Annotated in this window: 27 protein-coding genes, 1 tRNA gene and 1 pseudogene; 19 read left to right on the top strand and 10 right to left on the bottom strand. The window is 63.9% G+C overall.

Annotated features, from left to right (window positions below):
* Positions 1-15 precede the first annotated feature (15 nt).
* Positions 16-2574: an excinuclease ABC subunit A gene (gene uvrA, locus EPO34_01395; GenBank protein TAK03800.1), complete on the top strand. Its 2559-nt coding sequence runs from the start codon at positions 16-18 to the stop codon at positions 2572-2574.
* A 411-nt stretch (positions 2575-2985) separates the two neighbouring features.
* Here uvrA and EPO34_01390 read toward each other — a convergent pair.
* From EPO34_01390 to EPO34_01375, 4 genes and pseudogenes are all read right to left on the bottom strand, one after another.
* Positions 2986-3192, bottom strand: a pseudogene (locus tag EPO34_01390) (hypothetical protein).
* Between the two features lie 120 nt (positions 3193-3312).
* Positions 3313-3666 carry a hypothetical protein gene (locus tag EPO34_01385; protein TAK03799.1) on the bottom strand — a complete coding sequence of 118 codons (354 nt, stop codon included), beginning with the start codon at positions 3664-3666 and terminating at the stop codon, positions 3313-3315.
* Between the two features lie 91 nt (positions 3667-3757).
* Positions 3758-4141: a hypothetical protein gene (locus EPO34_01380; protein TAK03798.1), complete on the bottom strand. Its 384-nt coding sequence runs from the start codon at positions 4139-4141 to the stop codon at positions 3758-3760.
* Positions 4142-4161: 20 nt separating this feature from the next.
* Complete coding sequence (locus tag EPO34_01375) at positions 4162-4575, bottom strand: hypothetical protein (GenBank protein ID TAK03797.1); 414 nt, start codon at positions 4573-4575, stop codon at positions 4162-4164.
* Positions 4576-4667: 92 nt separating this feature from the next.
* Here EPO34_01375 and EPO34_01370 point away from each other — a divergent pair, with 92 nt between their 5' ends.
* Together EPO34_01370 and EPO34_01365 are read left to right on the top strand one after the other, a co-directional pair.
* Positions 4668-6365 carry a hypothetical protein gene (locus EPO34_01370; GenBank protein TAK03796.1) on the top strand — a complete coding sequence of 566 codons (1698 nt, stop codon included), beginning with the start codon at positions 4668-4670 and terminating at the stop codon, positions 6363-6365.
* A 9-nt stretch (positions 6366-6374) separates the two neighbouring features.
* Positions 6375-6608 carry a hypothetical protein gene (locus tag EPO34_01365; protein TAK03795.1) on the top strand — a complete coding sequence of 78 codons (234 nt, stop codon included), beginning with the start codon at positions 6375-6377 and terminating at the stop codon, positions 6606-6608.
* Between the two features lie 46 nt (positions 6609-6654).
* Here the strand turns inward: EPO34_01365 and EPO34_01360 are convergent, their stop codons facing one another.
* Positions 6655-7050: a DoxX family protein gene (locus tag EPO34_01360; protein ID TAK03794.1), complete on the bottom strand. Its 396-nt coding sequence runs from the start codon at positions 7048-7050 to the stop codon at positions 6655-6657.
* A 199-nt stretch (positions 7051-7249) separates the two neighbouring features.
* On the opposite strand from EPO34_01360, the gene mraZ reads away from it, so the two are divergent.
* The 12 genes from mraZ to dnaX all read left to right on the top strand — a co-directional run bounded on the left by mraZ (position 7250) and on the right by dnaX (position 19243).
* Positions 7250-7681: a transcriptional regulator MraZ gene (gene mraZ / locus EPO34_01355; protein ID TAK03793.1), complete on the top strand. Its 432-nt coding sequence runs from the start codon at positions 7250-7252 to the stop codon at positions 7679-7681.
* 175 nt (positions 7682-7856) lie between these two features.
* Positions 7857-8741: a 16S rRNA (cytosine(1402)-N(4))-methyltransferase RsmH gene (gene rsmH / locus EPO34_01350; protein TAK03792.1), complete on the top strand. Its 885-nt coding sequence runs from the start codon at positions 7857-7859 to the stop codon at positions 8739-8741.
* Between the two features lie 8 nt (positions 8742-8749).
* Entirely contained in the window at positions 8750-9118 is a 369-nt protein-coding gene (locus EPO34_01345; GenBank protein TAK03791.1) for a hypothetical protein, read from the top strand.
* 56 nt (positions 9119-9174) lie between these two features.
* Positions 9175-9732 carry a hypothetical protein gene (locus tag EPO34_01340; GenBank protein TAK03790.1) on the top strand — a complete coding sequence of 186 codons (558 nt, stop codon included), beginning with the start codon at positions 9175-9177 and terminating at the stop codon, positions 9730-9732.
* 83 nt (positions 9733-9815) lie between these two features.
* Complete coding sequence (locus tag EPO34_01335) at positions 9816-10295, top strand: sigma-70 family RNA polymerase sigma factor (protein ID TAK03789.1); 480 nt, start codon at positions 9816-9818, stop codon at positions 10293-10295.
* Between the two features lie 4 nt (positions 10296-10299).
* Positions 10300-10926, top strand: coding sequence for a hypothetical protein (locus EPO34_01330; GenBank protein TAK03788.1), 627 nt, complete (start codon positions 10300-10302; stop codon positions 10924-10926).
* Between the two features lie 10 nt (positions 10927-10936).
* Positions 10937-12400 (top strand): hypothetical protein, encoded by a 1464-nt coding sequence (locus tag EPO34_01325; GenBank protein ID TAK03787.1) that lies wholly within the window; start codon positions 10937-10939, stop codon positions 12398-12400.
* 67 nt (positions 12401-12467) lie between these two features.
* Positions 12468-13844, top strand: coding sequence for a cysteine--tRNA ligase (locus EPO34_01320; GenBank protein ID TAK03786.1), 1377 nt, complete (start codon positions 12468-12470; stop codon positions 13842-13844).
* 53 nt (positions 13845-13897) lie between these two features.
* Positions 13898-14428 (top strand): hypothetical protein, encoded by a 531-nt coding sequence (locus EPO34_01315; GenBank protein TAK03785.1) that lies wholly within the window; start codon positions 13898-13900, stop codon positions 14426-14428.
* A 2-nt stretch (positions 14429-14430) separates the two neighbouring features.
* Positions 14431-16983, top strand: a complete 2553-nt coding sequence (locus EPO34_01310; GenBank protein TAK03784.1) for a type IV secretory system conjugative DNA transfer family protein — start codon at positions 14431-14433, stop codon at positions 16981-16983.
* Positions 16984-17001: 18 nt separating this feature from the next.
* Positions 17002-17619 (top strand): hypothetical protein, encoded by a 618-nt coding sequence (locus tag EPO34_01305; GenBank protein ID TAK03783.1) that lies wholly within the window; start codon positions 17002-17004, stop codon positions 17617-17619.
* 1 nt (position 17620) lies between these two features.
* A complete protein-coding gene (gene dnaX, locus EPO34_01300) occupies positions 17621-19243 on the top strand; it encodes a DNA polymerase III subunit gamma/tau (GenBank protein TAK03782.1) in 1623 nt (540 codons plus the stop codon).
* A gap of 79 nt (positions 19244-19322) precedes the next feature.
* On the opposite strand, the gene EPO34_01295 is transcribed toward dnaX, so the two are convergent.
* From EPO34_01295 to dusB, 5 genes are all read right to left on the bottom strand, one after another.
* On the bottom strand, positions 19323-19517 hold the full coding sequence (locus EPO34_01295; protein ID TAK03781.1) for a hypothetical protein: 195 nt from the start codon (positions 19515-19517) through the stop codon (positions 19323-19325).
* Positions 19518-19624: 107 nt separating this feature from the next.
* Positions 19625-20320 (bottom strand): anaerobic ribonucleoside-triphosphate reductase activating protein, encoded by a 696-nt coding sequence (locus EPO34_01290; protein ID TAK03780.1) that lies wholly within the window; start codon positions 20318-20320, stop codon positions 19625-19627.
* Entirely contained in the window at positions 20311-22107 is a 1797-nt protein-coding gene (locus tag EPO34_01285) for a ribonucleoside triphosphate reductase (protein ID TAK03779.1), read from the bottom strand. The genes EPO34_01290 and EPO34_01285 overlap by 10 nt, the downstream gene beginning before the upstream one ends.
* A 283-nt stretch (positions 22108-22390) precedes the next feature.
* Positions 22391-22464: transfer RNA gene (locus EPO34_01280), tRNA-Gln, on the bottom strand.
* Between the two features lie 221 nt (positions 22465-22685).
* Positions 22686-23696: a tRNA dihydrouridine synthase DusB gene (gene dusB, locus EPO34_01275; protein TAK03778.1), complete on the bottom strand. Its 1011-nt coding sequence runs from the start codon at positions 23694-23696 to the stop codon at positions 22686-22688.
* Between the two features lie 75 nt (positions 23697-23771).
* Between dusB and EPO34_01270 the strand changes: the two genes are divergently transcribed.
* Genes EPO34_01270 through EPO34_01255 form a run of 4 tightly spaced genes read left to right on the top strand, consistent with a single transcriptional unit; the run spans position 23772 to position 26287 of the window.
* On the top strand, positions 23772-24167 hold the full coding sequence (locus EPO34_01270; protein ID TAK03777.1) for a hypothetical protein: 396 nt from the start codon (positions 23772-23774) through the stop codon (positions 24165-24167).
* 7 nt (positions 24168-24174) lie between these two features.
* Positions 24175-24621, top strand: coding sequence for a hypothetical protein (locus EPO34_01265; GenBank protein ID TAK03776.1), 447 nt, complete (start codon positions 24175-24177; stop codon positions 24619-24621).
* A 56-nt stretch (positions 24622-24677) separates the two neighbouring features.
* Positions 24678-24923, top strand: a complete 246-nt coding sequence (locus EPO34_01260) for a hypothetical protein (protein TAK03775.1) — start codon at positions 24678-24680, stop codon at positions 24921-24923.
* The gene (locus tag EPO34_01255) at positions 24920-26287 is read left to right on the top strand and encodes an MBL fold metallo-hydrolase (GenBank protein TAK03774.1); all 1368 of its coding nucleotides are present in this window, start codon (positions 24920-24922) and stop codon (positions 26285-26287) included. The genes EPO34_01260 and EPO34_01255 overlap by 4 nt, the downstream gene beginning before the upstream one ends.
* Positions 26288-26293 lie beyond the last annotated feature (6 nt).

Here is a 26293-nt window from a genome sequence, read left to right as displayed (position 1 = left end):
TTACCGCCTATCCGTATGAACGATTCCATCCGCATCAAGGGCGCGCGCGAGCATAACCTCAAGAACATCTCGCTCGACATCCCGCGCAACAAGCTCGTGACCATCACGGGGCTTTCGGGCTCGGGGAAGTCTTCGCTCGCGTTCGACACCATCTTCGCCGAGGGGCAGCGCCGGTACGTCGAGTCCCTGTCCGCGTACGCCCGGCAGTTCCTGGGGCAGATGGAAAAGCCGGACGTGGACGAGATCGAAGGGCTGTCGCCGGCCATTTCCATCGACCAGAAGGCGCACTCCAGCAACCCGCGATCGACCGTGGCCACGATCACGGAAATCTACGACTACCTGCGCGTGCTGTACGCGCGCATCGGCGTGCCGCATTGCGTCACCTGCAAGAAGGAGATCCGGAAGCTGACCAATGAAGAGATGGTGGACGTGGTGCTGAAAGGGGCCGGAGTGGCCGAAGGGACCGAAGGGGGGAAGGGATCGATTAAGATTCTGGCCCCGATGGTCCGCGGGCGCAAGGGGGAGTACTACCAGCTGCTGTACGACCTCTACAACTCCGGGTTCGCCAAGGTGCGCATCGACGGCAAGGAATACGACTTGAGCAAGCAGATCAAGCTGTCGCGCTACCAGCAGCACACGATCGAAGTGGTGGTGGACACGATCGCGCTCTCGCTGTTCGCCAAGGACGAGAAGGCCGCGCGCCAACGCCTGGCTGACGCGCTGGTACAGGCCGTGGAGCGCGGCGAGGACGTGGTGACGGCGATCTTCCCGGACGGGCGCGAACAATTGCTTTCCGCCAAGTTCTCCTGCCCGGACGACGGGTTCTCGTTCCCCGAAATCGAGCCGCGCCTGTTCTCGTTCAACTCGCCCTACGGCGCCTGCCCCGAGTGCCACGGCCTGGGCACGGCCGAGCTGTTCAGCGAGGAGCTGTGCGGGTTGTGCACGGGCGACCGACTGAGAAAGGAGGCGCTGCACGTCTGGCTGCCGGGGGGCAAGGCGGACAAGGCCCCAGGCAGGAAGGCCGCAGGGATGTCGATTGTCGACCTCACGAAGCTCTCGATCGACCAAGCGCATTCGTACCTGTCGACGCTTCTGCTGTCGGAGCGCGAGAAGGAGATCTCGGGCGCGGCCATGAAGGAGGTGCTTTCGCGCCTCACCTTCATGCTCGACGTGGGGCTGCATTACCTTACGCTGAACCGCATGGCCGGAACGCTCTCGGGCGGCGAGGCGCAGCGCATCCGTCTCGCGAGCCAGGTCGGTTCGCGCCTCGTGGGCGCCTTGTACGTGCTCGACGAGCCCACGATCGGACTTCACCAGCGCGACAACGACCGCCTCATCGAGACGCTGCTGCAACTGCGCGACGCGGGCAACACCGTGCTTGTCGTCGAACATGACGAGGACACGATCCGCGCCAGCGACTACATGATCGAGATCGGGCCGGGAGCGGGCGTGCACGGCGGGGAAGTGGTGGCCGCCGGGCCCACGCCCAAGATCTTCGAGGACAAGAAGTCGCTCACGGCCGCCTATCTGCGCGGCGACGAGATGGTGCCGGTCCCCGAGGAGCGCCGCAGCCCGGCCAAGGACGTCATCAAGATACGCGGGGCCTCAGAGAACAACTTGAAGAACGTGGACGTGGACCTGCCGTTGCGTCGCTTCGTGTGCATCACGGGGGTATCCGGCTCGGGCAAATCCACGCTCGCGTACGAGACGATGTACAAGGAGATCGCGCGGCGCCTCTACGGCACGGCGCATACGCCCGGCAAGCACAAGGCCGTACTCGGCATCGAATACATCGACAAGGCGATCCTCATCGACCAGGGGCCGATTGGCCGCACGCCGCGCAGCAACCCGGCCACCTACACCGGAGCCTGGGGCCCCATCCGCGACCTGTACGCGGCCACCGAGGAGGCGCGCTTCCGCGGGTACAAGCCGGGGCGCTTCAGCTTCAACACGCCGGGCGGCCGGTGCGAGAACTGCGAGGGCCACGGCACGATCGCGATCGAGATGCATTTCCTCCCCACGGTGCACGTGGCGTGCGAGGTGTGCCGCGGCAAGCGGTTCGACCGCGAGACGCTCGAGGTGCAATTCAAGGAGAAGAACATCTGGGATGTCCTCGAGATGACGGTCGAGGAAGGCGCGGAGTTCTTCAAGGACATCTCGCCCATCGCGGACAAGTTCGACACCCTGGTCGAAGTCGGCCTCGGCTACCTCAAGATCGGCCAAAGCGCGACGACCTTGTCGGGCGGGGAAGCGCAGCGCGTGAAGCTGTCGAGCGAATTGTGCAAGCGCTCGACCACCCGCACGCTGTACTTGCTCGACGAGCCGACGACAGGACTGCACTTCGCGGACGTGCGGAAGCTGCTGGAGGTCCTCCATACGCTGGTCAAGAAGGGGAACACCGTGGTCGTCATCGAGCACAACCTCGACGTGATCAAGACCGCGGACTGGATCATCGACCTCGGCCCCGAGGGCGGCGACAAGGGCGGGGAGGTCGTGGCCACGGGCACGCCCGAGGACATCGCGCGCAACGCGAGGAGCGCCACCGGCCATTACCTCAAGCGGTTGCTGAAATGAAAAATGACCGGATCCGCAGAGGATCCGGTCATCCAGAGACGCGTCAGCGGCGAAGGACCTCGTTCAGTCGTCCCAGTCTCCCGTGATGCAGGAGAACATATCGAACACGCGTTTGGCTTCTTCGCTCTTGAGGTCGTTGCGGCGCATCCGCGGCACGGACGGCTTCTTGGGTTCCGGCGGAGGCTTTTTCGCGACCGGAAGCGGTTCCTCGTGCGCCTCCACGGCCGGCGGCGGCTTGAGCCGTTTCGGCCGTCCGGTGCGCACCGACGCCTTGGCGCCGCTGGGCATCACGACCGCTTCCGGTTCCGGTCGTGCCATTGGCGGTGCAGGCGCCGGAGTCGGGGCCGGCGGTTCCGGCTCGGGCGTCTGGGACGCGGGGCGAGGCGGTTGCGGCTTCGGCCGGACGATCGGCGTCTTGCCGAGGAACGCGTCCCATCCGCCCTTTTCGTGGAAGTCCAGATACTGGGCGGCCGGATGTTCCGGAAGCCGCGGGTCGAGCCGGAGCTCGACGAAGTAGTCGTATTCCAACCGGTTCCGCGTCCCAAGGGCGCGCGCCTCCGCGGAGGCCTCCTCGAACGTCTCATACGGCGGCGTATCGCGCCTTGCTCGGTCGTCCATGCGGCCTCCTTTCAAGGGGGCTCCGTCCGTTCTATCGGAACCTCGCGTCCGTGTCAATGGGATGATGAAGAAAAAGCCGCCCCTTGCGTGGAGGCGGCGGTCCGACGGGCGAGGAGGAAGTCAGTCCTCGATGTCCGCGCCCGCGACGCGCACGAGACGTCCGCGGATCGCCGGATCCTTGGCGCGCACCGCGTGCGGCGGAATCCTCGGCGGCGGGATGCGCTTGGACGATTTCCTGGCGCCGAGCTTCATGTGCGCGTCGACCCTCTTGAGGAACCCCGGCCAGTCGCCGTGGAGCTTCCATTCTTCGCGGAACGCGTAGTACGGCTGCGCCGGGAACTGCGGGTCTTCGCGCGCCGCCCGGTCGTACCCTTCGGCACTGCGGATCCGGCGTTTCGCGGCTTCTTCCACGAGCGCGTCGTAGCTGTCGATCCGGTTGTCAGGGCGATCGCCTCCGGCGTCATCTTGCTTCATGCACGTGCCTCCATACGTGGAATCGCAATGATAGACGAAAACCGCCCGCGGGTCAACCCCGACGAGCGGTGGACGAAACGGTTTCGGTCGCCTAGTGCTGGAATCGGCGGAATTTCGCCTTGAGCGTCTCGGGCGCGTCTTCCCAGAACAGCATGATGGCGGCGCCGAGAAGCCCGATGTCGCGCACGGTGACGGAATCGATGCCGGACACGGTAAGGACGATGGCGAGATGCGCAACGGCCACGGTCGCGGCGATCCAGACGAACGCGTCCACGAGCAGGAGCAAGCCGATAGCGAGGTCGAGCACGGCCGTGCCGATCATGGCGAGTTCGAGCGGGACGGGGAGGAGGTTCGCGGCCCAAGGCTGGATGAACCCGCCCCAAGATTCCGGCTCTTTGAAGATGAGGATGCCGATCCAGGCGAAGGTGATCCCCATTGCGACGCGCATGATGTGGTAGGCGGAAGGTTTTGACATAGGGATAGGCATTGAAGGCCTCAGGCGGACAAGGCCGCAGGCAAGAGGACAAGGGCCATGACGAGCACCGTGCCGGCTGACATGAGGCACCAGAAGCACCAGGCCTTGAGGACGCGCCATTGGATGAAGGTGAGCGCCGCAGACATGACCAGGCCGCCGCCCACCAGGAGCTTGGCGCCCAGTTCCCACCACGGCACCGGACCGGCGCCTATCACCAGCAGCGCGGTAAGGGCGCTCATCGCGAGGTAGAACGCGAGGCCCAGCAGGTCGTTGTGCACACCGAAGAGGGAATTGTACCGGCTCTCAAGCACCTTGGAACACCCGTTCACGAGCACGCACACCGGCCGTTCGGCCGCCTTGCGGGCGCGGATGAGGTAGCTCGTCTCGGCAATGCCGATCGCGGCCATGGTGAAGAGGATGGCGAAAGCGGTCACACTATTCCACGATCAAGGTGCCGACCATGCCCTTGGCCTTGTGGCTCCCCACGTCGCACCAGAATTCGTAAGAGCCCGGCGCGGTCGGCACCGTGAACGACTTTGTCGTTCCCACCGCGATCGGGAGCTTGGCGACCCCGTCGATCACGAAGGTGTGGAACCCCTCGTTCTTGGTGAACGTGATGTCCACCTTTTGCCCGGCCTTGGCCGTGATGGTCGTCGGAGAGAAGAAGAAATTGCCGACCTCCATGTCCACCTTGAGGACGTCCCCGTCCGGAGCCGACGGGTTCGGTTCGCCAACCGCGATGGACGGCGTCGGGGCCGTTTCGGTCGTGGCGGGGGCGGCCGATGAGCATCCGGCGCCGGCGAGCGCGAGGGCGGACAGGACGAGGAGCGCTTTCTTCATAGCGAGTTTGAGGCTAGTATCAATTGAAGCAATTATGCTCCCGGCATCCATAACCATCAAGGACGGTTCGCTCCCCGATTCTCCCGGGGTGTATTTCTATTACGACGCGGCCGACGCGTTGCTGTACGTCGGCAAGGCCACCTCGCTCAAGAAACGCGTCGCGTCGTATTTCACCAAGGCGCACAACGCCCGTCTCGCGGAAATGGTCGGTCGGATCGCCCGCATCGACTACGTGGAGACGCCCACGGTGATCGAGGCGCTCGTGCTTGAAGCGAATAAGATCAAGGCGCTCAAGCCGTACTACAACGTGCTGATGACGGACGACAAGACGTTCAATTATCTCGTCGTCACCAACGAGAGATTCCCGCGCCCGCTCATCATGCGCGGCCACGAGCTCGAGAAGCTGGGCGTGAACCCGTTCGACGCCGCGCTCTCCGGCGCCGCGAAAAAGAAGTTCCTTCGCGTCTTCGGCCCGTACACGAGCGGCCTGTCCCTGAAGCGCGCGCTCGACCTCATCCGCAAGGTGATTCCGTGGAGTACCTGCATCCCGCCTGCGCATACCAACTCCCAACTCCCACATACCAACTCCCGCCCCTGCTTCGACGTCCACCTCGGCCGCTGTCCGGGCGTGTGTACGGGAGCGATCTCGTCCGCAGACTACAGGAAGATCATACGTCGGTTCGTGCTGTTCTTTGAGGGGAGGAAGGCGCTCCTTGTCAGTCAGATGGAACGCGACATGAAAGCGGCGGCGAAAGCGAATCAGTTTGAGGAGGCGGCAAAGTTGCGTAACGGGATTTATGCGCTCGAGCACATCCGCGACGTGGCGCTCATCACGCGCGAGGACGTGGAGCTCCCGTTCTCGAAGCCCGAAACGGACGGGGGAATCGACCTGGACGGCCGCATCGAGGCGTTCGACATCAGCAACATCTCCGGCACGTCGAACGTGGCGTCCATGACCGTGTTCGTGGAAGGCCGTCCGGACAAGACGCTGTACCGCACGTTCAGGGTAAAGACGGTCGAGGGCGCCAACGATTTCGCGTCCATGGCCGAGGTGGTGCGCCGTCGCCTCGTGCGCGGCATCCGCGGCGAGAAGGGATGGGAGCTGCCGCAGGTGATGGTGATCGACGGGGGAGAGGGGCAGGTGAACACCGTCGAGGGAGTAATCGAGGAGCTTGGGGAGCTTGAGGAGCTTCATGTGCTGGGAATCGCGAAGGGGTTCGATCGTCGTCAGGATCGACTGGTGTATGACAAGGACGATGCCGAGCTCGTGAAGGTCATCCATCGCGGCAAAGAGCTGTTCCAGGCCGTCCGTGACGAGGCGCACCGGTTCGCGGTAAAGTACCATCGCAACGTGCGAGGGAAAAAGTCTTTAGGAAAAAGGTAATTCGAACGTATGTCCTACGATCTCAAGCGCGATCCGCTTACGGTCACCACCATCCATGCTGTCCTTGGGGGGCTGATCGGAATGGTGTGCGGCATCCTGTTCCTCTATCTCATCATTGGTCTCGCGAGCGTCCTGCCAGGCGGTGAACCAGGCGTCGAGGGTCTTCCGGTACAAATCGCGATGATCGGCGGCTCGGTCCTCGGCGCTATTCTCGGCGGAATGGTGGGATTGCGGAAATCGTAGTAAGGCGACATAAAAACGCCCGGCACGCGCCGGGCGTTTTGGTTGCCTAGTACCAGCGGCCCATCATCCCCCAGCCCCAACCGGAAGAGGACCACACCGCGAGCGCCGCGGCGAGCAGGATGAGGTCGAACTCCCAGCCCATCTTGTCGTGCGCCGTGAACGGCGTCTTCCACACCTGGGTCTTGTAGTAGATCGCGCCCACCATGACCGCCGCGAGCACGAGCGCGCCAAGGCTCATGGCAATCCCCGTGCCAACGGCCAATCCGCCCACGAGCTCCGCGATGCCCAGCACCTGCACCTGCGTTTTCGACCATTTCATCGCCGTTGCCATGCCCTCGGGCTTTTGGATCTTGGGGAGGCCGTGGACGATGAAGATCGCGGCAAGGGCAAGGCGCAAGGCGAGCATGCCCAGGCCGCCGGCCATGAAGTATCCGTACATCATAGTGGGGAATGATTAGTTATCCACAGAACATGGATAATTTTTATAAATGATACAGGATTAGCCAAGATTCAGCGATGGTGGAACGTGTTGACCCGTGTCACGCAGTGGCATATAGTGGTTGCAGGTGGAACGAAGTGGGGATTGAACTTCGGTTCAGTGCTCGCTTTTTCTTAAGCAGTTCTACCCCACCCACAGTCCCATGTTCATTGGTGAGTACAAACACACCATCGACGAGAAGGGACGCCTGGCGATCCCGGTGAAGTTTCGCCAAGACCTCGCGAGAGGGGCTGTGGTTACGCGAGGTCTTGACGCTTCGCTGTTCCTGTTCCCCAAGGAGGAGTGGGACAAGCTTGCCGAAAAGCTGGCAGGTTTGCCCCTGGGGCAGTCCAATTCGCGCGCATTCGCCCGGCTCATGCTTGCGGGGGCAATGGACGTGGACGTGGACAAGCAGGGACGGCTCGTGGTTCCGGAATATCTTCGGAAGTACGCCGGAATAGCCAAGAACGTGGTGGTCGCGGGCCTCTATAACCGCCTGGAGCTCTGGGATACGGAGCGCTGGGAGGCCTACAAGGTCCAGACCGAAGCGGAAGCAGGGAACATCGCAGAGAAGCTCGGGGAGCTGGGCGTGTAGCTTGTCAGCCCTTCCGAAGCTCCACCCGTCCACCGAAGTCCAGCAGGACGAAGGTGGATCAGGAGCGAAGGAGGGTCAGCCCAGGACTTGAGTGGCGCGGCTCCGGCATGGATGCGGGTTTACTGAACCTTTTCCCGCATCCGTACCGGTACCGCGCCACTCGAGCGCGTCCCGTATGAGCGAAATCGTGCATGTTCCAGTGATGTTGACCGAAGTCCTCCAAGCCTTAGATCCGAAACCAGGCGAGGACTTCCTTGATGGAACCGTGGGGCAGGGTGGCCATAGCGTTGCCATCCTTCAGAGAACCGCACCCCTGGGAAGGGTGCTCGCGATCGATCGGGACCCGCGCAACCTGGAGGTTGCCAAGGAACGGCTCAAGCCGTTCGGGAACCGGGTGATCGCCGTGCAAGGGAATTACGCGGACGCGGCCGAGGTGGCCCGTGCGCATGCAATGGTTGGGAGATTTTCCGGGATCCTTCTGGATCTTGGGTTTTCGTCTGCGCACATCGAGGATGCGTCGCGCGGATTCTCGTTCATCCACGACGGGCCGCTCGACATGCGTTACGACCCGGGGGCTGAGCTCACCGCCGCGGCGGTGGTGAACGGATGGAGAGAGGAGGAACTTGCCGAGATGCTCCGGCTTTACGGAGAAGAGCCGAACGCGCGACGGATCGCGAAGGCGATCGTCGCGGCAAGACGGGAAGAGCGGATCCTCACGACCGGCCGCCTGGCCGAGATCGTGGGAACGGTCGTGCGGCGCACGGGGCGGATCCATCCGGCCACGCGCACGTTCCAGGCGTTGCGCATCGCAGTGAACGACGAGTTGGGCGGGCTCGCGCGCGCATTGCCGGAGCTCGTAGGATTATTGCCCCCCGGCGGCCGCATCGCGGTCATTTCGTTCCACTCGCTCGAGGATCGCATCGTGAAACGGTTTTTCAAGGCACAGGACGGGAAGGGCCTCCGTCTCATCACCAAACGGCCCATCCCCGCTTCCGACGAGGAAGCACGAAGAAACCCGCGCGCCCGCAGCGCCAAGCTGCGCGTCGCGGAAAAGACCTGAATCATTTTGTGAACAACGTCCCCCCCACGACGCAAACGCCTCCTTCGGGAGCGCCGAAGCATGCGATCCGCGCCGCGTCCGAGTTTTTCGGACGCCACGTGGTGGCGTTCAACGTGCTCGGCTTCGTCGCGGTGCTGTGCGGGGTTTCGGCGTACATCGCGCAGATCAACGGGTCCGTGGCGGCCGGGTATGCGCTGCGCGACCTTGAGGTGCGCGTGGACGCGCTCGCGCTCGAGAACGAGAAGCTGGAGGTGGCGGCGCGCAAGGCGCAGTCGCTGGTCCGTTTGGAACAATCCGTGAAGATGATGGGGCTCGTGCGAGCGGACGCGCCGGCCTACGTGGAGGCGGGACGCCCGAGCGTGGCGCTCGCCCGATGATCCCGAAATGGCCGAGAGGCCATTTTGTGTTATACTTCAGCCCATAAGGGGGATCCATGCTACAGACCGTCGTCATCGACACGCACCAGGCCGCCCAGTACCTGTCGAGCATCAACTGGCTGCAGCCGTCGTGGGATGTGTTCATCATCCTGTTCTTCCTCGTTTCCTCGCTGCTCTACGGCATCAGCCTCGGCCGCGACCGCATCCTCGTGATGATGGTGGCGATCTACATGGCGCTCGCCGTGGTGAAGTACGTGCCGTTCATCAGCGAGTTCCAGGCGAGCATCTCCGTGAACGACACCTTCGCGCTCAAGGTGAGCGTGTTCCTGGGCGCGTTCATCCTGCTGTTCTTCCTCCTGTCGCAGTCCGCGCTCCTCAAGGCGTTCGGCGCGTCGGCCGAGCAGGGGAGCTTCATGCAAGTTGCCGCGTTTTCCGTCCTGCACGCGGGCCTGCTCATCAGCGTCACCCTGTCCTTCTTCCCGGCCGACACGTCGCCCTGGCTGTCGCCGCTCACGCGCACCGTCTTCACGAGCGACGGGGGCAAGAGCGTGTGGGCCCTGCTCCCCATCGTCGCGATGGTGGCATTCGGCGCGATCCGGCGTAGGGAGGCGTGAAGGCCTCAGGCGGACAAGGCTTCAGGGATTTGAAGGATTCGTCAATCTGTGGCCTTCTTGCCTGAGGCCTTATCGCCTCATCCATGGATCGCAGGGCATTTGACCGCTTCTATTGCGCGAACATCGATCGTATCTACCGATACGTCCGTTTGCGCGTCCCGGACGAGCCGACCGCCGAGGACCTGACGAGCGAGATCTTCCTGAAGGCGCTCGCGGCGTTCGACCGCTACGACGAGGCCGTGTCCCGCTCGGCCTGGATCTACCGCATCGCGCATAACCACCTCGCCAACTGGTACCGCGACCGGCGCATGCATGTGGACCTCGATGACGTCTGCGACCTGCTCGTGGGACAGGACGGTCGCGGCCTGGAGCAGCGGACCGACGACCAGCGGCTGGTGGCCAGGGCCTTTTCGGCGCTGGAACCCGAGGAACGACGCCTTGTTACGCTCAAGTACCTTGAGGGGTATGGATACGCGGACATGGCCGAATTGCTCGGCCGGCCCGCGACGTCGCTCAAGATGGCCACGCATCGCGTGATCAAGAAACTCCGCGGATTGCTGTGATCGTATGGATTGGCTGACACGTTTCAACCTCAACCGGATGCGCCGGCGCCTTTCCCCGCGCCGAGCGTTTCGTGTCGCGTTGTATGCGCGGCTCGCCGCCGAGGGCGGGTTCGTGGCGCGTCCCGCGATGCGCCTTCGTCCGGTGGCGGTGGGGCTGTGCGCGTTCGCGTTGCTCGTCTCCGGCACCGGCGCGTTCGCCTATGAGAGCCCGGACGTGGTGGAAGGGCACCCGTTGTTCGCGATGAAGCAGGGGATCGAGACGGCCGAGGCGGCGATCGCGAAGACGAGCCCCGAACGCGCCGCAGCGTTTTACGCGAAGATGCTGGAAAAACGCCTCAAGGAAGCGGAGCGGATCGCAAACGGGCGGCAGGAGCGCCTCATCGAGCGGGCGGCGGACGAACGGGAGCGTTACGAATCCGTGCGCGAGCGTGTAAAGTTGCGTGAGGAGTCCAAGTCCCGGCTCGGCCCGGAGGTCCGCGACCTCGTGAAGCGCGTCCGCGACGGCGACGGCACCCGCGAGGAAAAGCGCAAGCGTTTCAAGGAAGAGGCGAAGAAGCTCATCGACTCGCACCGTCGCGGCGGCATGGACGGACGCGACCGGGACGAAGATCATCCATCTTACGAAAATTAACCCTTCTCTTATGACGATGACCATCGTCCTCAAGCGATCGTGGATCGCCGCGTGCCTCGCGCTCGCCGCCGCCCTCGTCGTGCTGCCGGTATTGCCCGCGGCCGCCCAGGATTCCGCCGAGGCGGAAGCGACGGAGGAGACGACGACCAAGATCGAGCTCAAGGGCCAGCTCATCGAGCTGTCCTCCACCGACCTGCCCACGACCATCGTCGTGCGCGTGAACCCGACCGGCGCGTTCAAGGATTACACGGTGGAGGTGCCCGTCGGCGCCGAGGTGAAACCGGCCATGTCCACCTGGATCACCGGGGATTCCCTCAAGGTGGAAGGGACGCTCAACGACAACACCCTCGTCGTGACGGCGCGCGAGGTCAAGGACCTTTCCTTGAGCCTTTCCGGCCGCGAAGGGGTGAACGGCTGGGTGAAGGCGATCGATACGGCCGCATCGACGATGACGGTCACGTGGAAGGAAAAGGACACCGTGCTCAAGGTGACGGGCAAGACGCATCTCGTGGTCCCGCCCAAGAACCCGGCCGTCCTTGCCGATTTCAAGGTCGGAGACCGCGTCCGCGCCCGCCTGGTCGAAGGGACGGCCACGAACGAGGCGAGCATCATCGTGGCGCTTCGCCGCGGGGACGACATCTTCCTGAAGGCCCGCACGCGCCCGTTCACGGGCACGCTCAAGGCGATCGACGAGTCCGCGAAGACGCTCACGGTGGAGCTCGCGGCTGACAAGCGCCTGCGCGCCGACGACGTGAACAACCTGGTGGGCGTCCCGGGAGAGCTGGTCACCGTCAAGGTGGATGAGCACACCAAGTTCGTACGAAAGTACAAGGGAGAGGCGTCGCTCGACGAGCTCACGGTCGGCGACACGCTGTTCGTGGTCGGCCGCGTGGACGACGACGGCACCATCACGGCTCGGCTCATCAAGGACGAATCCATCTTCAAGCGCGGCGTGGCCCGCCATCTGGGCAAGATCAAGGCGATCGACACGGCCAAGAACGAATTGACGGTCGAGCTCGCCCTGCGCAAGGAGCTCAAGGGGTCCATCCATGCCCAGAACGAAGGGGTTTCCCGGATCGACACGAGCGTCACGTGGAAGGTGACGTACACGGACGACACGAAGATCAAGAAGAATGGCAAGGAAGCCACGGAGGCCGACCTCAAGGTCGGGGACATCGTCCGCGTGGAAGGGGTCGCCAACGCCACCCTGCACACGGTCGCCGCCTCCTTCATCCACGCCACGTCGGCCGATTTCCACCCGCTCAAGCGCGAGCGGCCGCTCAAGGAGATCGTGAAGGAGCGCATCGAGACCGCCCACGGAAAGCGCCACGCCGAGGATATTGTGCGCGAGCAGGAGCCGGAAGATGCCGAGGAGGAGGATGCGGATGAGGACGAAGACGAGGATGATGATGAGGATACCGACGAGAGTGACGAAGACGAGGATGATGACAGCGAGGACGAAGACGAGGACTAAGCAGCAAAACCCCGCCGTCCAGGCGGGGTTTGCGTTTAGGGTCGCTCCCGATATACTGCGTGCGACTATGATCCGGCTCTACAACACGCTCACACGCAAGGTCGAGGAATTCAAGCCCATCCAGGAAGGGAATGTCGGCATCTATGCCTGCGGCCCCACCGTGTATTGGTTCGCGCATGTGGGAAATTTGCGCACATACGTGTTCGTGGACGTGCTGCGACGTGCCCTGTCGATGGCCGGCCTGAAGACGAAGCTCGTCATGAACGTCACCGACGTGGGCCATCTCACGGATGACGCCGACCTGGGCGAGGACAAGATGCTGCTCGCGATGCGTCGCGAGGGGAAGACCGCCTACGACATCGCCCGGTTCTACGAGGCGGCGTTCATGAAGGACCTGGCGCGGTTGAACGTCCTGCCGGCGGATGCGTATCCGCGGGCCACCGACAACATTCCGGAGCAGATCGACATGATCCGTCGACTGGAGAAGAACGGGTACGCGTACGTCACGTCCGACGGCGTGTATTTCGAAACGTCGAAGCTCCCGGATTACGGCCGGCTGTCCGGTCAGAAAGCGGAAGACAAGAAGGCGGGCGCGCGCGTGGACATGGGCGAAAAGCGGAATTCGACGGACTTCGCCCTGTGGAAGTTCTCGCCGACGGACGGGAAACGCGAAATGGAGTGGGAATCTCCCTGGGGAAAAGGGTTCCCGGGCTGGCACATCGAGTGCTCCGCGATGTCCAAGAAGTTTCTCGGCGTCCCGTTCGACATCCACACCGGCGGCATCGACCATGTGCCGGTGCACCACGAGAACGAGCTCGCGCAGACGCAAGGGGCCGACGGCGTCCTCGAGGCCAACGTCTGGATGCACGGCGAGTTCCTCACGGTCGACGGCGGCAAGATGAGCAAGTCGCTCGGCAACCTGTTCACGCTCGAGGAATTGGTCACCCGCGGATTCGATCCGCTCGCCTTCCGCTATTTCTGCCTGGGCGCCCATTACCGGACGAAGCTGAATTTCACCTGGGAAGCGCTCACGGCGGCGCAGAATGCGCTCAAGCGCCTGCGCGACACGGTCCGAGGTTGGGATGAGCCTGGCACGGTCGGATGTGCCGATCACGAGCGTGCGTTCTGGAAGGCGATCGAAGACGACCTGAACACGCCGGAAGCGCTGGCAGCCCTGTGGAACATGGTCGAGGACGCGTCGCTCCCGAGCGCGGCGAAGGCCAAGTCGCTCGCCGTGTTCGACTCGGTATTCGGGTTGGGACTCGTCGATCTCGTCGGAAAGGCGATCGAAGTCCCGGACGACGTCCATATGCTGGTGCAGGCCCGCGAAGCGGCGCGGAAGGCAAAGGATTGGAAGGAATCCGACCGGCTGCGCGACGAGATCGCCGTTCGAGGGTTTGCCGTCGAAGACGGCGCGAACGGACCCGTCATCAAGACTTCCTAAGGCCTTCAACGCCTGAGGCCTTGTCCGCCTTTTGTGCTACAATAGCCCCATCTATGGCCTTGGAGCCCGAAAAGAAAGGTCTTGCCCCGGTCGGCGGGGAGATTCGAGTTGAACCCGCCTCCGCTGAAGCTACGGCGGGCAGGCGGGTTGAAGCTGCGCCGGAAGGGAAAGAGGAGTTTGAAGAGCTTGAGGAGCCAACGACAGAGCAGGCTGCGACCGAACCTGTCGCGGCACCGACCCCCGTGCAGATGGTGCAACGGGTCATCCAGGCCCCCAAGGACCGGATGACGGCGGAGGTCGAAGCGGTCCTTTCCGAAGGGCTTGAAGAAATCTACAAGCAGCTTTCTCCCAAGGAGCGCGCGCATTTCAAGAAGCAGGGCGAAGAGACCGCGCGTTCGGTGCGGGAGCTGCTCATGCAGACCAAGGTGAACGTGAAGAAGGTGTTCGACGCCATCCGCGACTGGCTGAAGCTCCTCTCCGACCGGGCGAACAGGTTCTACTTGGAGCAGGAAGCCAAGATCAAGACCGACAAGCTCCTCTTGCTCGCGGAAGCGGAGAAGCGTGAGCGCGGCAACGCCGTCTAACCATGTTCCAGTTCGGCCTCGAAACGGACGTTCCCCCGTCCTTCGTCGACACGTCGGCGGCAAACGACGCCATCGCCCAGTACGGGTGGGTGGCGGCGGTTGGCGTCGGCATCCTGTCGTTCGCCGGGCTCGTCCTCCTGCTCATCCGCCGTCGGATCCGCGCCCGCCGCGGCGGGTTCGACCACGTGGTGCTGTCCGTGAGCCTCCCGAAGTTCCGGCACGAGGAGGAGAGCACGCGCACGGGCACCAAGGAGCAGCTCATCGAGGCCGTGGCCGCGGCGGAAACGATGTTCTCCGCGATCGGCGGGCTCAAGCCCCGTCACGGGTTCTTCACCTGGCTCAAAGGGAACCATGAGGAGATGTCCTTCGAGATCGTGAGCCATGAGAAGCTCATCCGGTTCTATGTGGCCGCTCCCCGCCACCTGCAGGCGTTCGTCGAGCAGACCTTTTCCGCCAGCTATCACGACGCGCACGTGGAAGAAGTCGAGGACTATAACATCTTCGCGCCTACCGGCGTCATCCTTGGCGCGCACCTCGCGCTGCGCCGCGACAGCGTGTTCCCGATCAAGACGTACCGCGGCCAGGACAAGGATCCGCTCTCCGCCATCACCAACGCGATCGCCAAGATCCCCGAGGGGAGCGGGGCCGCGTTCCAGTTCGTCGTCCGCTCCGCCCCGGGCGGCTGGCGCAGGGCCGGCGTGCGCATCGCGAAGAACATGCAGCAGGGGATGACGCTTGAGGAGGCGATCAAGGGCAAGCGCAAGGGCGAAGGGAGCAGCGTCGCGCAGCTCTCCGGATTCGCGTCCGCGAAGGAAGGGCAGGAGCCGCCCAGGGAGCACAAGCTGTCGCCGCAGGAAGAGCAATTGGTGAAGGGGCTCGAGGAAAAGGCGAGCAAGGCCGGGATGGAGGCCAACATCCGCCTCATGGTAAGCGGACCGGACGCGCAGAGCGCGCAGTCGACGCTGTCCAACATGTTGAACGCCTTTTCGCCGTTCAACATCTACGAGTACGGCAATTCCTTCGAGAAGCGCGTGCCCCGGTCGAAGACGAAGATCGTGCGCCAGTTCATCGCGCGCGCGTTCGACGAGAAGGCGAGGATCGTGCTCAACGCCGAGGAGATGGCCACGCTCTGGCACATGCCCACGCCCTGGACCGAGACCCCCAACATCCAGTGGCTCGGGGCGCGCGCCGGCGCCGTGCCAAGCAACGTGCCCACCGGTCCGCAGGACGGCGGCGTGCTCGAGATGGGATATAACGTGTACCGCGGGGTGAAGACCCCGGTGTGGATCAAGGAGGCCGACCGCCAGCGCCACATGTACGTCATGGGCAAGTCCGGCGCGGGAAAGACCCAGCTGATCGCCTCGCTCGCCGTCCAGGACATCAAGGCCGGCCGCGGCGTGGCCGTGGTGGACCCGCACGGCGACCTCATCGAGCATCTCCTCGCGAACATCCCCAAGGAGCGCGTGGACGACGTCGTGCATTTCTGCCCGTCGGACACGGACCGGCCCATGGGGCTCAACATGCTCGAATGCAAGGATCCGAGCCAGAAGGACATGGCCGTGCAGGAGATGATCGCCATCTTCTACAAGCTGTTCCCGCCGGAGATGATCGGGCCCATGTTCGAGCACCACATGCGCAACGCGATGCTCACCCTCATGTCCGATCCGGAGCAGGCGGGGAGCATCATCGAGATTCCGCGCATGTTCTCGGACGTGGATTTCCAGAACAAGTGGCGGGCGAAGATCACGGACCCGGTGGTGATGTCCTACTGGGTGAACGAGGTGGACAAGACGAGCGACTTCCACAAGTCCGAGATGCTCGGATACCTCATTTCCAAGGTGGGCCGGTTCGTGGAGAACGAGATGATGCGCAACATCATCGGCCAGCAGGAGTCGAGCTTCGATTTCCGCGAGGTGATGGATGAGGGGAAGATCCTGCTCGTGAACCTGTCGAAGGGGAAGACTGGCGACGTCAACGCGGAGCTCTTGGGCCTCATCATCGTGTCCAAGCTCCAGATGGCCGCGCTCGCCCGCGCCGACATGCCGGAGAGCGAACGTCGCGATTTCTACCTCTACATCGACGAGTTCCAGAATTTCATCACGGATTCGATCGCCACCATCCTGTCGGAGGCGCGCAAGTACCGGCTCGACCTCATCATCGCCCACCAATATGTCGGACAGCTGGTGAAGGACAACGACACGAAGATCAAGGACGCCGTGTTCGGCAACGCCGGCACCATGATGGTGGGCCGCATCGGTCCCGAGGACGTGGAGATCTTCGAGAAGATCTACGCGCCGGACTTTTCCGGGTACGACATGCAGAACAGCGACAAGTTCACCTGGTATACCAAGATGATCGTGGATAACGCTTCGGTGAAGCCGTTCACGATGGGCTTCACCCCCGCGCCCAAGGGAAACGTCGAGCTTGCCGAGGCGATCAAGGAGCTCTCACGCCTCAAGTACGGCCGCGACAAGCGTCTCGTGGAGGCGGAAATCCTGGAACGCACGTCTATCGCCGCCGCCGCGCCCATCCAGTCGGACGTGGGAGGGAAATAAATCCAGACAAACACCAATATGCCAACCGACCAGCCTGATTTCACGTCTTTCGAGCCCGAACCCGACGAGGCGGGCGATCCGTCGGCGCCGGCGCTCTGTGCGCAAGGCCGGACGGAACTGGCGGCGCGGATCCTCCATCAGGCGCACGAGGCGATCGGCAACGCGCTCGCCCTGCTTGAGGGCGGCGACGGGGCACTGGCGCACCGGCACATCGCCTCGCTTGTCGCGGGGAAGCGGCAGGCCGCAGAGGCGCTCCAAGGCGGCGGACAGGTCGTGGAAGGGGTGTTCGACGGGTGCGCCATGGTGGGCAACGACGGCCGCAGCTATCGGGTGCCGCCCAATTACGCGTCCAAATCCCGCCTGGTGGAAGGGGACGTGCTGAAGCTGTGCATCCGCGCGGACGGCGCGCACCTTTTCAAGCAGATCAGCCCGGTCGAGCGCCGGCGCGTCACGGGAAAAGTGGCGTTCGACCCCAGCACGGATTCCTACCTTGTGAGCACGCCCGGGGCGGTGTACAAGGTACTTACCGCGAGCATCACCTTCTATCGCGCCGAGCCCGGCGACGAGGCGGCGGTGCTGGTCCCGAAAGGGGCGAAATCCGTGTGGGCGGCGATGGAGAACGTGATGAAGAGCTGACATGTCCGAAGCCTTGTATCGAACCTACCGTCCGACCTGCTTCGACGAAGTGGTCGGCCAGGACCACGTGAAGACCACGCTCAGAAACGAGGTTGTTTCGGGCAAGGTCGCGCATGCGTATCTGTTCACGGGTCCGCGCGGGGTGGGGAAGACCACCATCGCCCGCATCCTGGCCAAGGCCGTGAATTGTCTCGCGTCGAAGGGGGGCGAGCCGTGTAACGCGTGCGAGTCCTGCCAGTCCGTCGCCGCCGGTTCGGCCATGGACGTGCTCGAGATCGACGCGGCCACGCACACGGGCGTCGACAACATCCGCGAGACGGTGATCGAGGCCGTGCGTTTCGCGCCCAACCGCCTCAAGCGCCGCGTGTACGTGATCGACGAGGTGCACATGCTCTCCGCCGGTTCGTTCAACGCGCTCTTAAAGACGCTCGAGGAGCCGCCCGCGCACGCCGTGTTCATCCTGGCCACCACCGAGATCCACAAGGTCCCCGCGACGGTGATCAGCCGCTGCGAACGGTTCGATTTCCGACGCATCCCCGTCGCGGAACTCGTCGAGACGCTCCGTGGCATCGCCAAGAAGGAAGGGGTGGAGGTCGAGGAAGCCGTGCTCGCGGCCGTGGCGCGTCATGCCGAAGGAGGATTGCGCGATGCCGAGTCGCTTCTTGGCCAGCTGTTCGCCATCGGCGGCAAGAAGGTGGGGATGGAAGAGGCCTCGCTCGTCTTGCCCGCGACCAACGCGCTGGCGGCCGCCGAACTCGTCGAACACGTGGTGAAGCGCGACGCGGCCTCGGCCGTGGCCCTCGTCGGGAAGGTGGCGGAGCAGGGGGTCGATCTCCCGCATTTCGCCGCCGACGTGGTGGACGCCTTGCGCGCCCTGCTCCACGCGAGCCTTGGCGACGCGCAAGCGCTCCCCTCGCGCCTCGACCATGACAGCGCAGGACGACTTACCGCATTGCTTGGGCAGACGAATCCGCGTGCGATCGCCGTGCTCATCGATCGTTTTGAAAAGGCGCGGCGTCAGTCCAAAGGCGAATCCATTCCATCGCTCCCGTTAGAGATCGCGATCGTGGAGTCGTGCGTCGGCGAGGCGGACAAGGCCTCAGGCGGACAAGGCCCGCAGGGAAGCGCGGATTTTAGGAGGACGAGGGTTGGTTCGGTGAGGCTAGAGGGAGGCGTGAAGGCCGTAGGCGACAAGGCCGAAGGGAACGTAGAAGTTCAGACTATTTCGGTCTCCGATTCGCCCGTCCTGAGGCCTTCAACGCCTGATGCCTTACCGCCTTCTCCCCCCACTGCTCTCGGCACCGTCCCCGTCCTCTCCATCGACCAGGTCAAGGCCAAATGGCCGGACGTGTTCCAGCTGGTGAAGGCCGCAAACGCGTCGCTGCCCGTCGTGCTGCGGACCGGAGAGATCTCCAGGGTGGATGGCGACCGCATCGAGATCAGCTTCGCCTATTCGCTCCACGCCGACACGCTCAATACCGTCCGCAACCGCCTCATCCTCGATCCCGTGCTCGAGCGCGTGTACGGCGCGCGCCTGCACCTGCACGGCACGTATGCGCGAGCGACGGATCCGGACGAGGCCGTGGACCTCCTTCTCGAGGAGTTCGGCGGCAGCGCGGCATGAAAAAAGACCCTTCCCGCAGAGGGGAGGGTCATCATGAGGAGTCTCTGCGACCTGCCTACCGGCAGGCAGGCGAAGGAACTCAGGGCGGTCGTTTGCCCTGGCGCAGATGGCGGGAAAGGACGTCGGCGAGCGGCTTGCGGCGTCGGAGCCTCGCGCGGTCTTTCTGGAGCGCGCGGTCGAGAGCCTTGAACCCCTCCTGGCACTGGGCGCACACGCCTGGAGGGGAGGAAGAGGGAAGGTCAGGAAGGGGACGGGCGCACGTAGGGCACTTCATGTCCATCTAGCCTCCGCGAAAATGTTCGATGGAACCGAAATGATGCCTGAATCCGGCATGGTTGTCAACGGTGGATAAATCGCGAGACCGGGCTCTAAGCGAGCGGTTCAGGCCTGGCCGCGCACGGCGATCTCCAGGAGAGGATAGGCCCGCTGAAGGGATGCCACCGTTTCGGCGTAGTCCATGGGCACCCGCTCAAGATCCGGCACGAACGTCTTGCCGTAACGGATCGGCTGTATGAAATACCGCTCCCCCGGCCTCAGGTGGGAGGCGATCTCGTGCAGGTCCTCGGCCGTATGGAGTCGGGGATACGTCGTCGTGCGGAACTCATGGTCGATGCCGGAGCGCTGGATGAGGGCGAACGTCTCGCGGCATCGCGAGACGGCCGCCGCGGCCTGCTCGCCGATCACGTCCGCATACCGCTCCCACCGGTGCTTGAGGTCCATGGCGAGGCAATCCACGAGGCCGGCCTCAAGGCAGGACGCCACCATGCGCGGGTGCATCCCGTTGGTGTCGAGCTTTACCGCGAGGCCGAGCGCCTTGATGCGGGCGAGGAACGCGGGGAGGTCCGGCTGGGACGTCGGTTCGCCGCCGGTGACGCACACCCCGTCGAGCAGGGCGCGGTCGACGGCGAGCCGCGAGATGACCTCTTCCTCGTCGATCGCTCCGGGCCGGTCGGACGGGATCAGTTCGGGATTGTGGCAATAGACGCAGCGGAACGGGCACCCTTGCGTGAACACGACCGCGGCCACCTTGCCCGGATAATCCAGCAGGCTTACGGGGATGAATCCCCCTAGGCGCACACCGGTTCAAGGGAAGCTTCCGTGCGGTACTCGACCCGTTCGGCGAACTCCGACTTCTTTCCCTTGTTCCACTGGCTGACCGGCCGGAAATACCCCACGATCCGCGACCACACCTCGCATTCCGCCGCGCAGGTCGGGCAGGTCGGGAGCTCGCCGCGCAGGTATCCGTGCGTCGGGCAGATGCTGAACGTCGGCGTGACGGTGATGTAGGGGAGGCGGAAGTTTTCCAGGGCCTTGCGGACGAACGCGCGGCACGCCTTCCAGTCCTCCACCCGCTCCCCGAGGAAGAGATGGAGCACGGTGCCGCCGGTGTATTTCGTCTGCAGGTCGTCCTGGTGCCGGAGCGCGTCGAACGGGTTGTCCGAGTACCCGACGGGGAGGTGGGAGGAGTTGGTGTAGTACGGGGCGTCCGGCGTGCCGGCCTGGACGATGTCCGGGAACCGCTTGCGGTCCTTGCGCGCGAACCGATAGGTCGTCCCTTCGGCCGGCGTGGCCTCGAGGTTGTACAGGTGGCCGGTATGCTCCTGGTATTCCACGAGCCGGTCGCGCATGAAGACCAGCACCTCCTCCGCGAACGCCTTGCCGTCTTGCGAGGCGATGTCGCATCCGCGGAAGTTGAGGCACGCCTCGTTCATCCCGTTGAGCCCGATGGTGGAGAAATGGTTGCGCAGCGAGTACAGGTAGCGCTTGGTGTACGGGAGCAGGCCGCGATCCATGTTTTCCTGCACCACCTTGCGCTTGAGCTCGAGCGAGGTCTGCGCGAGGTCCATGAGCGTCCCCAGGCGCGTGAAGAACTCCTCTTTCGTGCGCGAGAGGTAGCCGATGCGCGGCAGGTTGATCGTGACCACGCCCACGCTCCCGGTCATTTCCGCCGAGCCGAACAGGCCGCCCCCGCGCGCCTTGAGCGCCCGCAGGTCCAGCTGGAGGCGGCAGCACATGCTGCGCACGTCGCTCGGGTTGAGGGAGGAGTTGAGGAAGTTTTGGAAATAGGGGATGCCGTACTTGGCCGTCATCTCGAACAGCCCTTGGGCGTTGGGATGGTCCCAGTCGAAATCCTTCGTGACGTTGTAGGTGGGGATGGGGAAGGTGAAGATGCGCCCCTTATTGTCACCGGCGCTCATCACGTCGATGTACGCGCGGTTGATGATGTCCATCTCCGGCTGGCAATCGGCATACGTGAAGGGCTGCACGACTCCCCCGATCATGGGCTGCTTCTCGCGCATGTCTTCCGGGCAGGTCCAGTCCAGGGTGATGTTCGTGAACGGGGTCTGCATCCCCCAGCGCGACGGGACGTTGAGGTTGAACACGAAGGTCTGGACCCCTTGCCGCACCTGGTCGTAGGTGAGGCCGTCGGCCTTGACGTAGGGGGCGAGGTAGGTATCGAACGAGGAGAACGCCTGGGCGCCGGCCCATTCGTTCTGCAAGGTGCCGAGAAAGTTCACCATCTGCCCGAGGGCGGTGTCGAAATGCTTGGGCGGGGCGGATTCCACCTTGTTCGCCACCCCGTTGAACCCTTCCTCGAGGAGTTGGCGAAGGCTCCATCCGGCGCAGTAGCCGGAAAACATGTCAAGGTCATGGATATGGAAGTCCCCGTCGATGTGGGCGTCCCGGATCGCCTCCGGATAGACGTTGTGCAGCCAGTACTTCGCCGTCACCTTTCCGGCCATGTTCAGGATCATGCCGCCCAGGGAGTAGCCCTGGTTGGCGTTCGCGTTCACGCGCCAGTCCTCGCGTCCGAGGTACTCTTCGACCGTGCCGGTCACGTCGATGGTGGATGGAGATGGCATACGGTGGGGGAATACGCCCGCTGAACCGCGAGCTTCACGAGCTACGCGTCCCTTGCATGCGGCCTCGATTCCCGCCTCTCCCACCACGTCCTTCGACAGGAGCGTAGAGCAGAAAAGACATCCGAATTCGGGGAGCACAAGTGACACACATCGCTTCCTGATTATAGACGAATGAAAAGCACGGTCAACGTCCCCGGTTCATTGGGGTTCGGGCACTTATCTACAGGCGACTCGAACCCGTCCCGAGAAAAAAATTCCTCCATCATCGCGTATGGAGGAATATTGGTTCCGGGACTTGGATTCGAACCAAGATAAACAGATTCAGAGTCTGTTGTCCTGCCATTAGACGATCCCGGAGAACGGCGAAAGAGTACCAAGGGATCGTCGTCCTGACAAGGCATGCGGCCCTGTCAATCCGCGCCGTGGATATCCCTTCTTGCCCGTTTTCAGGCCCTTCGGTACAATGGCAGCGCTGAAATGGACGCGTGATGAGGACGGCTCTCCGCCGCCCGCATCGGCTGATCCGTTCCGGCGCTCTTCGCAGGATGCCTGGTCGTGGGGGCCGGGCATTTTGCTTTTCAGGGCGCCGATGCGGAAACGGCATCCAGCGCCGCATCAAGCTCTGCAAGCGTGGAAACCCGCATGAGCTTTTCGCGGAAAAGCTTCGCCCCGCGTTGGCCCTTGAAGTACCACGAGAGGTGTTTGCGGAAGGTGTGGACTCCTCGTTCGGGCTTCGACTGGCTCAGCCCGACCCTGAGTGAAGTCGAAGGGTCCCCGTACTGTTCGACGTGAAGCCTGGCGTGAGCCTTCACGACGCGAATCCGCTCCTCCGTCGTGACCTCTCTCGGAGGACGTCCGGCGAGCAGGTCGTCCGCCTGCGCGAAGATCCACGGGTTGCCGAGCGCGCCGCGCGCCACCATGGCGCCGTCGGCTCCGGTGGCCTCGAGCATCTCAACGACCCTCGGCGCGGTGTGCGCATCGCCGTTGGCGAGCACGGGGATCGAGACCAGCCTCTTCACCTCGGCGATGCGCGCCCAGTCGGAAACGCCGGCGTAGCCCTGCGCCTTGGTGCGGCCGTGGATGGTGATGAGCGCCGCGCCGGCCTGTTCGAGCACAGGCGCGAAGGCGAGGCAGTCCGCGGGGTCGCTCCAGCCGGTGCGGATCTTCACGGAAACAGGGACGGGCACGGCCTCGCGGATCGCCTTCACGATCGCGGCGGCGCGCGCCGGCTCCTTCATGAGCGCCGCGCCGTTGAAATTGTGCACGATCTTGTACACCGGGCAGCCCATGTTGACGTCGAACGCCTCGGGCCCGTGAGACTCGTAGATGACGCGCGCCGCCTCGGCCATCACGGCCGGGTCCGAGCCGAACAGCTGCTGTACGAGCGGGCGCTCGGCCGGATGGATGCCGGTCATTCCGAGCGTCTTGTCGTTGCCGCGCACGACCGCCTCGGAGGAGACCATCTCGCGGAACACGACGGGCGACGCCATGGACTTCACGATGCGGCAAAACGCCGAGTCGGTCATGTCGGCCATGGGCGAGAGCGCCACGATCGGGCGGGGCAGGCTGTTCCAGTCGAGCGTTGCCATACGTTTCGGAATCCGCGTATACTAGCCGAAACTCCCTGATTCCTCAACCCTGGCAGCTGCCGGGTCAATCCCCGTATGGCGAAGGTCACGTCCTCCCAGATCCTCATGCTCGTCGCGGCCGTGGTCGCCATCGGTCTCATCGGCTTCGTGGTGAAGAACGGGCAGGTCCCGTCTCCCGCGACCGCCTTCGCGCAGTGCCTCACCGAGAAAGGGGCGAAGATGTACGGCGCCTGGTGGTGTCCGCACTGCACCAAGCAGAAGGCGCTGTTCGGTAACGCCTTCTCCAAGGTGGACTACGTCGAATGTTCCCCGGGCGGCACCAAGGCCATGTCGCAAAAGTGCAAGGACGACGGGGTCGAAGGATATCCCACCTGGACGTTCCCCGACGGCACGCGCCTTTCCGGCGAGCAGTCGTTCGAAGCGCTGGGCGCCAAGGTCGGGTGCGAACTTCCGGCGGAGACGGCCCGATAGGCAGGATATGGAAGGGAAAGACAAGCACGTCCTGCACCTCGTGATGCTCCTCTCCGCCATCGGCCTTTCGATATCGACCTACGCCTTCCTTCATAATCGCGGGTTCTCGTCGGGGTCGTTCTGCACCATCGGCGACACGTTCAATTGCGACGTGGTCAACAAGGGGCCGTATTCGGTGCTGTTCGGCATCCCCGTGGCAGGCATCGGCGTACTCGGATACCTGTTCCTGCTCGCCGCCGCGGCGCTCAAGCGCCGCGACATGCAGGACAAGAACCTCACGCGCATCCTGCTCGCCGCCGCCGCCGGCGGGACGGCCTTCGCGCTTTACCTTTCGGGCATCGAGGCGTTCGTGCTCAAGAGCTGGTGCCTGCTGTGCGTGACGTCGCAAGTCTCCATTCTGACGATCCTCATCCTTTGCGTCATTCTTCTCAGGCATGAAGGCCTCAGGCGATAAGGCCTCAGGAAATCCCTTAACGCCTTCACGCCTGAAGCCTTAACGCCTATCCTCATATGATCGAATTCCTCAACGTCGACCCGTCCGAAATCTTCCTGGAGATCGTCGAGCTCGGCCGCGCCGAGGGCATCAACACGAAGGAGCAATACGTCGACCTCGTGGACGAAGTGATCGAACGGCATCGCGGATTCGGCGAAATGCATGACGACTCGTCGACCGTGGGCATGGCCGAAGCGCTTCGCGGACGGTTCGCGGAGTATCAGGCCGCGATCGGCTTGGACACGGAGCAGCCGCAGCTGTGAAGATCTCCTTTTACGGCGCCGCGCGCGAGGTCACGGGCTCTTGCTACCTCGTCGAAGCGGCGGACAGCGCCGGACAGGCGCACCGGTTCCTCGTGGACTGCGGGATGTTCCAGGGCGAGGAGCGCCTGTGCGGGAGCAAGAACATGCTGCCGTTCGGGTTCGACCCGGAGTCCGTGGAGGCCGTGTTCGTCACGCATCCGCACGCCGACCACACCGGGCGCCTGCCCAAGCTCCTCAAGGAAGGGTTCGCCGGCCGCGTGATCATGACGCGCCCGTGCTGCGCGCTCACCCGCATCGTACTCCTGGACGCGGCGCACATCATGGAGGAGAACGCCAAGCGCTGCGGCGATCCGGTCTTGTATGCGCCCGAAGACCTGGATGCGCTCATTTCCCGCTGCGAGGGGGTGGGCTACCACGAGCAGGTCGAGATCGCCCCGGGCATCACCGTGATGTTCCACGACGCCGGCCACGTCCTCGGCAGCTCGTTCGTCTCGATCGAGGCCGAAGGGAAGCGCGTCGTCTTTTCGGGCGACATCGGGAACGACAACGTCCCGATCCTTCCGCCCACCGAGCGCCTCTCGCGCGCCGACGCCGTGGTGTGCGAATCCACCTACGGCCACCGCGTGCATGAGCCCATGAAGGAGCGCGGGGAGAAGCTGCGCGCGGCCATCGAGCAGGTCATCCGCGACCGCGGGGTGCTCATGATCCCGAGCTTCTCCATCGAGCGCACGCAGGAGCTCCTGTATGCCATCAATAACCTGCTCAAGGACCTTCGGACGGACATCCCGATGTTCCTCGATTCGCCGATGGCCATCCGCGCCACCGAGATCTACCGGCAGTTCAAGGAGTACCTCCTGTTCGACCGCTCCATCCTGTCCGAGCCGGATCGGGACTTCTTCAGCTTCCCCAATTTGCGCGAGACGCTCACGGTTCCCGAGTCGAAAGCGATCTTCGACGTGAAGCCGCCGTACGTGCTCATCGCCGGGAGCGGCATGATGAGCGGCGGGCGCATCCTGCACCACCTCATCCGCCACCTGCCTGACCCGAAATCGACGCTGCTCATCATCGGCTACCAGGCGGCCGGCACGCTCGGCCGCAAGATCTACGAGGGGGCCAAGCGCGTGAAGGTGTTCCGTGAGGAGGTGACGGTGCGCTGCAAAGTGTCCGCCATCGGTTCGTTTTCCGCGCACGGCGACATGAACAAGCTCACGCGCTGGCTCATGCCCGAGGAGGGCGGGGTGCCCAAGAAGATCTTCCTCGTGCACGGCGACCCCGAGGCGCAGGACGTGTTCGAGACGCATCTGCGCCACGAGCTGAAGACCGAGGTCCACGCCCCGAGCTTCGGGGAGACGGTCGAGGTCTGACGGTTG

The sequence above is a fragment of the Patescibacteria group bacterium genome, from assembly GCA_004297215.1.
In the GTDB taxonomy this organism is placed as follows: domain Bacteria; phylum Patescibacteriota; class Patescibacteriia; order UBA9934; family GWF2-40-263; genus 2-01-FULL-63-20.
This window is presented reverse-complemented; position numbering and strand designations above follow the sequence as displayed.

Bases quoted from the DNA above. Each gene is read 5' to 3' on its own strand.
- EPO34_01305 (TAK03783.1), top strand. From the start codon at position 17,002: ATGCCAACCGACCAGCCTGATTTCACGTCTTTCGAGCCCGAACCCGAC.
- dnaX (TAK03782.1), top strand. From the start codon at position 17,621: ATGTCCGAAGCCTTGTATCGAACCTACCGTCCGACCTGCTTCGACGAA.
- EPO34_01380 (TAK03798.1), bottom strand. From the start codon at position 4,141: ATGTCAAAACCTTCCGCCTACCACATCATGCGCGTCGCAATGGGGATC.
- uvrA (TAK03800.1), top strand. From the start codon at position 16: ATGAACGATTCCATCCGCATCAAGGGCGCGCGCGAGCATAACCTCAAG.
- EPO34_01285 (TAK03779.1), bottom strand. From the start codon at position 22,107: ATGCCATCTCCATCCACCATCGACGTGACCGGCACGGTCGAAGAGTAC.
- EPO34_01365 (TAK03795.1), top strand. From the start codon at position 6,375: ATGTCCTACGATCTCAAGCGCGATCCGCTTACGGTCACCACCATCCAT.
- EPO34_01310 (TAK03784.1), top strand. From the start codon at position 14,431: ATGTTCCAGTTCGGCCTCGAAACGGACGTTCCCCCGTCCTTCGTCGAC.
- rsmH (TAK03792.1), top strand. From the start codon at position 7,857: ATGAGCGAAATCGTGCATGTTCCAGTGATGTTGACCGAAGTCCTCCAA.
- EPO34_01260 (TAK03775.1), top strand. From the start codon at position 24,678: ATGATCGAATTCCTCAACGTCGACCCGTCCGAAATCTTCCTGGAGATC.
- EPO34_01325 (TAK03787.1), top strand. From the start codon at position 10,937: ATGACGATGACCATCGTCCTCAAGCGATCGTGGATCGCCGCGTGCCTC.
- EPO34_01270 (TAK03777.1), top strand. From the start codon at position 23,772: ATGGCGAAGGTCACGTCCTCCCAGATCCTCATGCTCGTCGCGGCCGTG.
- EPO34_01315 (TAK03785.1), top strand. From the start codon at position 13,898: ATGGCCTTGGAGCCCGAAAAGAAAGGTCTTGCCCCGGTCGGCGGGGAG.
- EPO34_01295 (TAK03781.1), bottom strand. From the start codon at position 19,517: ATGAAGTGCCCTACGTGCGCCCGTCCCCTTCCTGACCTTCCCTCTTCC.
- mraZ (TAK03793.1), top strand. From the start codon at position 7,250: ATGTTCATTGGTGAGTACAAACACACCATCGACGAGAAGGGACGCCTG.
- EPO34_01335 (TAK03789.1), top strand. From the start codon at position 9,816: ATGGATCGCAGGGCATTTGACCGCTTCTATTGCGCGAACATCGATCGT.
- dusB (TAK03778.1), bottom strand. From the start codon at position 23,696: ATGGCAACGCTCGACTGGAACAGCCTGCCCCGCCCGATCGTGGCGCTC.
- EPO34_01265 (TAK03776.1), top strand. From the start codon at position 24,175: ATGGAAGGGAAAGACAAGCACGTCCTGCACCTCGTGATGCTCCTCTCC.
- EPO34_01330 (TAK03788.1), top strand. From the start codon at position 10,300: ATGGATTGGCTGACACGTTTCAACCTCAACCGGATGCGCCGGCGCCTT.
- EPO34_01340 (TAK03790.1), top strand. From the start codon at position 9,175: ATGCTACAGACCGTCGTCATCGACACGCACCAGGCCGCCCAGTACCTG.
- EPO34_01360 (TAK03794.1), bottom strand. From the start codon at position 7,050: ATGATGTACGGATACTTCATGGCCGGCGGCCTGGGCATGCTCGCCTTG.
- EPO34_01320 (TAK03786.1), top strand. From the start codon at position 12,468: ATGATCCGGCTCTACAACACGCTCACACGCAAGGTCGAGGAATTCAAG.
- EPO34_01385 (TAK03799.1), bottom strand. From the start codon at position 3,666: ATGAAGCAAGATGACGCCGGAGGCGATCGCCCTGACAACCGGATCGAC.